7 protein-coding genes and 1 pseudogene are annotated in these 6,820 nt (G+C 39.5%); 3 read left to right on the top strand and 5 right to left on the bottom strand.

Annotated features, from left to right (window positions below; all coding sequences use genetic code 11):
- Positions 1-378 precede the first annotated feature (378 nt).
- Together WD019_RS21295 and WD019_RS21290 are read right to left on the bottom strand one after the other, a co-directional pair.
- Entirely contained in the window at positions 379-1,602 is a 1,224-nt protein-coding gene (locus WD019_RS21295; RefSeq protein ID WP_425712757.1) for an amidohydrolase family protein, read from the bottom strand.
- Between the two features lie 42 nt (positions 1,603-1,644).
- On the bottom strand, positions 1,645-2,112 hold the full coding sequence (locus WD019_RS21290) for a nucleoside deaminase (protein ID WP_425712756.1): 468 nt from the start codon (positions 2,110-2,112) through the stop codon (positions 1,645-1,647).
- 120 nt (positions 2,113-2,232) lie between these two features.
- Between WD019_RS21290 and WD019_RS21285 the strand changes: the two genes are divergently transcribed.
- A complete protein-coding gene (locus WD019_RS21285; RefSeq protein ID WP_425712755.1) occupies positions 2,233-3,114 on the top strand; it encodes a LysR family transcriptional regulator in 882 nt (293 codons plus the stop codon).
- A 148-nt stretch (positions 3,115-3,262) separates the two neighbouring features.
- Here the strand turns inward: WD019_RS21285 and WD019_RS21280 are convergent.
- A pseudogene (locus WD019_RS21280) lies at positions 3,263-3,345 on the bottom strand (DUF4822 domain-containing protein); the annotation flags it as partial.
- Positions 3,346-3,714: 369 nt separating this feature from the next.
- Here WD019_RS21280 and WD019_RS21275 point away from each other — a divergent pair.
- Positions 3,715-4,215: a sigma-70 family RNA polymerase sigma factor gene (locus tag WD019_RS21275; RefSeq protein ID WP_425712754.1), complete on the top strand. Its 501-nt coding sequence runs from the start codon at positions 3,715-3,717 to the stop codon at positions 4,213-4,215.
- Between the two features lie 219 nt (positions 4,216-4,434).
- Here the strand turns inward: WD019_RS21275 and WD019_RS21270 are convergent, their stop codons facing one another.
- Complete coding sequence (locus tag WD019_RS21270) at positions 4,435-5,139, bottom strand: hypothetical protein (RefSeq protein WP_425712753.1); 705 nt, start codon at positions 5,137-5,139, stop codon at positions 4,435-4,437.
- A 146-nt stretch (positions 5,140-5,285) separates the two neighbouring features.
- Positions 5,286-5,741 (bottom strand): DUF4062 domain-containing protein, encoded by a 456-nt coding sequence (locus WD019_RS21265; protein ID WP_425712752.1) that lies wholly within the window; start codon positions 5,739-5,741, stop codon positions 5,286-5,288.
- A 458-nt stretch (positions 5,742-6,199) separates the two neighbouring features.
- Here WD019_RS21265 and WD019_RS21260 point away from each other — a divergent pair, with 458 nt between their 5' ends.
- Positions 6,200-6,763 carry an Rpn family recombination-promoting nuclease/putative transposase gene (locus WD019_RS21260; RefSeq protein WP_425712751.1) on the top strand — a complete coding sequence of 188 codons (564 nt, stop codon included), beginning with the start codon at positions 6,200-6,202 and terminating at the stop codon, positions 6,761-6,763.
- Positions 6,764-6,820 lie beyond the last annotated feature (57 nt).

Genomic DNA, 6,820 nt, shown 5'->3' with positions numbered 1-6,820 from the left:
CTTTTTTACATTAAAATTAGTAAAAAAATCGGCTTTTTTTCTTATGTAAAGAATGAATTAAAAAAACACCTTAGTTTTTCAGCGGCCTCTCTCCTGGCCATGTTTTTGTCCTTGAGACGGGCTCTATCGGACATAATTTGGTCTCCATCCCTCATTTTTGTCCTTGAGACAGGCTCTATCGGACATAATTTGGTCTCCATCCCTCATTTTTGTCCTTGAGACGGGCTCCATCGGACAAAAATTGGTCTCCTGACCATGTTTTTATCCTTGATACGGGGGCTATCGGACATCATTTTGTCCCCTGGCCTATATCAGTTGTGTAAGGGCCACGAGTGAAGGTTTTACCCATGGCAAGGAACTTGGTTTAGATGAGCGCCTTTAAAGTTCTCCGGAAACGACATTTCCTTTCAATATGACGGCGATTCTTTTTGCCCTTCTTGCGACAGCTTCGGCAGAACAACTTGCGTCAACGAAAACGAAATCGGCATCGTCCCCTACATTTGGCCAAACGCGTTCACCTTCTTGATTTAAAGGAGTCACGCCACCTGTAATAAATCGCAATGTTTGCCCCAATGAACGTTCATCAATGAAGCCGAAACGTTCCGCTAACGTCCCCACTTTTTCCAAACTGTCTCCTTTTCCAAATGGAGACCAGTGATCGATAATGCTATCATCACCGAGGGAGATATCCACTCCTTTTTCGTCCAGGAGAGGAATCGGAATCGTCCTTCCAATCGGGACGGATGTTGTGATTGAAATTCCGAGGTGGGCCAGGAGCTCTGCGACTTCGCCCGCTTCTTTTTCAGGAATATCGGCAAAAGCCAGCGCATGGCTAATGGTTACTCTTCCTTGCCATCCGGCTTCTTCCGTCAAGGCTGCCAATCGCTTAAACGTAAAGATGCCAAGATGGCCTGGATCGTGAAGATGAAGGTCAATGTTTGCATTTGCTTCTACTGCAAGTTCCATCACGGTTTGCAACGATTTTTCAATATTTTCGTCAATGGAGGCCGGGTCGACACCGCCCACCAAGGAGGCTCCGCTTTTTAATGCTTCCCTTACCAAAGAAATTGAATCGCTCCGCAATAAACCGTGCTGAGGGAATGCAACGATTTCGACAGAAACTTTGTCTTTATATTCTTCTACTGCTCTTAAGACAGCTTCTAAATTTTTCAATCCAACAATAGGGTCGACATTGCAATGGGTGCGAATATGTGTTGAACCTGCACTAAGCAATACGTCCAGCAGTTTTTTCGCCCGTTCTTCGGCAACCGGCAATAAGCACGGAAGCAGTTCTTCCTCTTCTTCTAACCGTGTGATGATGCCTTTCGTTGGAATCGTCGGCGCTTTCCATGGTCCTCCGTAGTACGTTTTATCAATATGGATGTGCATATCTCTAAATGACGGAAGCATTAAATAATCATTTGCCTCCCATTTGGGCCATTCGGTCGTTAACGGCCGGGTTGCCGGGAGAATTTCTTGTATTTTTCCATCTTCAATCTTCACATGGAAACGTTCTGTTATCGTTCCTGCAACTGTCTCATTTTCATAATGGTAACCGGTTTCCAAGCGAACATTCGTTAACCAATAGGCTTTATCATTCATCTTTGTTTACTCCCTCCTTTTGTAAAAGATGTTTCAACCGTTTTAATTTTTATTTAATTCCGCCCAGCGCTTGTACACTTTTATTCCATCTACATCCGGCTTGTGAACCATAGGCAATCTGCGTTCTTCGATTGGCTTTCTGTATTCATCATAGAACGTTTCTAATTCAAAGTACTTGCGGTCGTCTTTATAGTAAGGCGCATAATCCTCGCGTGTCGTTATATAAAAAACATTTTTAGGGCTGCAATAATAGAGAGAGCCTAAGCACATTGGACATGGGCTCGCAAGGATATAAATGTCGCAATCCGTCAAATGTTCCGTCTTGAGCTTCCGGCATGCTTCTCTGATGGCAAGTATTTCAGCATGCGCCGTCGGATCATTGGTCTGCGCAACGAGATTGGGGCTTTCGGCAATAATTTCTCCATCTCGTACAATGACAGTGGCGAACGGCCGGCCACCTTCTTCAACATTTTTCATCGCTAATTCGATCGTGCGTTTTACAAAATCCATTAGGAATCACCTCAAGTAGTTTGTGTTTGACAACTATGCTACCATGGACATAACTAGATGAAAAATATAAAAAAAATTAATTTTACTTAAGTTTTTCATATAATAAAAGGAGTTTTCACGATGGACATACGACAGCTGCGATATTTTATAGCGATTGTAGAGGAAAGAAAAATTTCCGCCGCTGCTGAAAGGCTCCATATTTCCCAACCGCCATTAAGCCAGCATTTAAAGGCTATGGAAGAAGAGCTAGGCGCAAGATTAGTAGAGCGAAGCGGTAAATATTTCGAAGTGACGCAAGCCGGAGAGGCCTTGTATAAATACGCCTTACAAATGGTTCAATTGATGGAAGAGGCGAAAATGGAAGTCAAAGAAGTAGGAAATGGGGCAAACGGAAAATTGACGATTGGCATCAATACCTTTTCGGTTGTCGAGCTGCCTGAAATCCTTCATCAATTTCAGCAACAATACCCTAAAGTAACGTATCGAATTCAGCAAAATGAATCCTCTCATCTTTGCCAATTAGTGAAAGATCGGATCGTGGAGCTGGCGATTATCCGCATGCCGCTCGAACTGGATGAATTTTCGGTTCTTCACCTTTATACGGAACCGTTTTACTTTATTACATCAACGAAAAAGGAACCATTCAATCATGAAATCTCACTTGCTGACATTCAAAACGAGCCGCTCCTTTTGCCGAGCACGGAAGGATTAGGCGTGCACTATTTGATTTTAGAGGCATTTTCCCGCCAGCAGCTACAGCCAAACATTGTCGGCGAGTGTTCCGATACTTCCCTTTTGCTGGAATTAATCTCATCAGATTTTGGGGTATCCATTATTCCGGAAACGATACTTAACCGGAATAAAGGGTACGCCATCAACGCTTATAAAATTCCAGATGACATTCTAAGTGCCTCGATCGGATTAATATGGCTGAAAAATCATTACTTATCAAAGACCGCCCAAAACTTTGTCGATTTATTGAAACAAAGAATTCTTATGTGAAAAAAGGGAATGGATTTGCCAGTCCCTTTTTTAAAAGCTAAATTTCGGATTAGGGATCGTCTTTATAAGTCTTAAACCCGACGAGTACCGTGAATTGTCTTTCCTTCGTTTATTTATTTAGCTCTGTAAGTTCAAGAGCGGCACCCTACTTATTCCCCCCTATTGAACATGGGATCCTATTTTATTTCCGTGGATAACAGAGAAGTAGCCATAATCTCCGCGGCTTTTGCCTCATTGAATTACCTTCCTTCACATTCGATTTATGTTTATAGGATCCAACGGCTTTTTTCACTGGCAAAGCAAGCAAGGCTTAATTTCTTCTTTATTGATGTTTGTCCTAAATCTTAAACTCCTTCAACATCCTTGAGCGATGCGCCGTGCCGTGAAATACACCATTTAATTTAAAAAGCAGTGTTTTAGAAAAAACGGCAGCTCAAGCTCTACCGTTTCAAGTAAAACCGCCTGGCCAAATGAGGAAAACGGACGTAACTTTTTCGGCCATTTACCCGTTTCTTGAACATGAGGTATTCGCTCAAATGAAGTATCGTACAAGTACCGGCGGAATAACGAAAGGCGCGTCTTTTTAGAGGATGTTAACTGTTGAAAGAGAAAGTGTTGTTTGAGGAACTCGTAAAACAATTTGAGCCGCTCATCCTGGCACAAATTAAGTCATTAAAAGTCGCTCATTATTTTGATGATTATTATCAAATCGGGCTGATCGGATTGTGGGAGGCGTACTGCCGCTTTAACGAAGAAAAAGGAGCGTTCAGCGCCTTTGCGCTTAAGACGGTGCGCGGCAAAATGCTGAACCAGCTGAAAAAGGAAGTTCGCTATTCATCAACCCACGGGGAACTCACACAGGAACAAGAAGCGGTCTTGCCATCGGAAAACGGCGATCATCCGCTAGAGACGGACATCCTAAAGGAGTATCTCGAGCCTTTAACTGAAAAGCAGCGAAAATGGGTCGTCGGGCGCATTTTCTTGCAAAAGGGGGAAAAAGAAATCGCCGAAACGGAAGGCGTCACCGTCCAGGCCGTCAAATCATGGCGAAAACAGGCATTGAAGAATTTGCGGAAAACCGTGGCGAGAGGACTGGAGTGAATAGGTCACTCCAGTATCTTACATAACATCTCCAGTTTTTTAAATAAAATAACCCCCATTCCAAGGGACTAAAGTATTTTATAAATAACAGAAAGGTTTATTAAACTGATTTCTTTAATTGTTTTAATTTAATGTTACATAAATTAAATAAGACAAGGAGTACTCTAAAAATGAATGATCCTTGTCTTTTCATCGTTATTTACTTCTTTCTTGAAGATGCTACTTTCGCGATCGTCTCAAGAATAATACGTGTATTCTCTTTAAATTGCTGTGTTTGGTTTTCAACATATTGTTTACCGGCATCTGCGAGAGCGGAGGCGATATGAATAACTTGAACATTTTCTTGTACTCATTATCTAACAATTTCATTGTCATTCTTCGATACATTTCTGATTCTGATTCAATTATAGCATTTAGAACATCGGTTTTAAAGCGTTGTATCATGTCCTCAGATAAATACGGATCAATGGGATAATGAAAACAGATAACATAGTTCTTTACATTGATGACAAAGTATAATTGTTGTTTACTTGCATCAAAAAACAATTCCTTGTCTAATTTACTATTAAAAGTTTTAACAACAAATAATGTTGTATCATTTAAATGATATAGCTTATTCTCGTCACTTGCCGCTCCAGTTACACCTTTAAGAACTAACATTTCGACATCATTTTCTTTTTCCTTTTTATATAATGTTATTCCGGAACAATTTCTATATTGACCAATTATTCGTTCAAATACGGTTCCTTTTTTATAAAATATATCCCCTCCGCTCATTAATGGCTGTAAATGAGCCAGAAAAAGCCTTGAATTAATAATCTGACCATCTTCTATATAATCTAACACTGTATTTGTAAATTGAAAAAGCTTGTCATAAATATTAGACATTTGAGCTTGTTTGTTAATGACCGATTCAATTCGCAAATACTGGCTACCTTGTCGAAAAAGATCACTCAAATACTCTTTTATTTTTGGTAAAGGACTTTGACCAAAAGGGATCTTTTCTAAGTATTGTCCTTTGATATATAGATCATATAAAAATCCCCAAGTATATGAATCGATATGAGAATTTACTTGTTTTTTCGGATGCGACTCCCAAACCTTTTCGGCAATTTCTTTGTAAGAATCTGGGTCACATCCATATTCTTCTTTAAACTTAGTGATAAATCAGGGAATTGTTCTTTTAATTCATTCCAAAACAAATTGTAAATAGGATCTTCAACAAAAACCATGGTATATTTTCCACTTGTATACGCCCTTTGAAATTCTAAATGAGTAACTGTTGCTTTATAATATTCACTATAATTTCCCGCTTGATAAGATATTATAAGGATAAAAATGTCGCTTTCTTCTACTTTTTCTAAGCATTTTTCAACTAATTGATTTGCTGGCCACGGTCCAAAATTTTTCTCATACATTAAAGGTTTATGACCCATTGTTTCAAGTGCATTAAATAATTCATGCCGGATTGTAGATAATGATTCTTGTGCAGCAGAACTGATAAAGATTTTAGCTGGATTTGCCAAACTATTTCCCCCTTCTTTCGATCTTTATATCTACAAATTGCTGCTAAAATCACACTTTTATAAAACTATGTAAAAATTCGTTTACTCTCTATTTATGATTAATATATGGAATGGACTGTTCTCTGAACTAGGAAGTGAGGACGTAACGATTTTGTGTGGCGTAAAATAACTTAGTTTCAAGAGCATTTTTTACATTTTACCGTCTAACACTATTTTTAAGCCATTCAATTGATAATTGTTAATTGGAATAATTCTATTGACATGAGATTGTGAAGACAAATGTATTTTTAATCTGAGGACAAATCGTTGTCATAAAAAGGAATACCCGCTTTCTCTAACAAAACGAACGTTTGTTTGTTTTCATTATAATTTGTAAAGTAATCTCGGTCAAGAGAATTCTTATTAGTAGTACCTTTACTATTGGTCAAAAATGTATACAGGCCAATTGGAAAGAAAGTATGGATGATGAAGAATTGCATCGGACGATTACGATCAACATACTTGATTTCCGCTATTTAAAGCAAACTCCTAATTACCACTCCATCTTCCATCTGTATGAGGATAAAGAGCATTTCTTATTGACCGATGCAATGGAAATTCACTTTATGGAGCTGCCTAAACTATTTATCAAATGGCGGCACAAGGAAGTGGATCCGCATGAAGATCGTTTGGTTCGCTGGCTCTTGCTGTTAGGCTCTGCCGAAGATGAACAATTAACGAGTGTATTGGAGGAAATTGCGATGAATGAAGACACCACTTTAAAACGCGCCATCGAAGAATGGGACCGCGTCAGCCAGGATCCTGAAGTAATCCTGGCTTACCAGGCACGTGAAAAAGCCATATTAGATGAACAATCCGCACTAAAGAGAGCTGAACGACTAGGAAAAAGGGCTGGAATGGAAGAAGGGAAACGAAAAACAGCCATCAAATTACTGGAACTGGGCGTTGATCACGAGACGATCGCTAAAGCGACAGAGTTGAGTGTAGAGGAAATTGAAACGCTTAAGAAAAATAAAGATTAAAAATTCATTTTACGCAAAGTAAGAGTGCTGCTCCCGAGCAGCACTCTTACTATTTTA

It is taken from the genome of Fictibacillus sp. Mic-4 (assembly GCF_049843615.1).
GTDB classification, from domain to species: domain Bacteria; phylum Bacillota; class Bacilli; order Bacillales; family Fictibacillaceae; genus Fictibacillus_A; species Fictibacillus_A gelatini.
The sequence above is the reverse complement of the archived record's forward strand: the minus strand, read 5'-3'. Positions and strand labels throughout refer to the sequence as shown.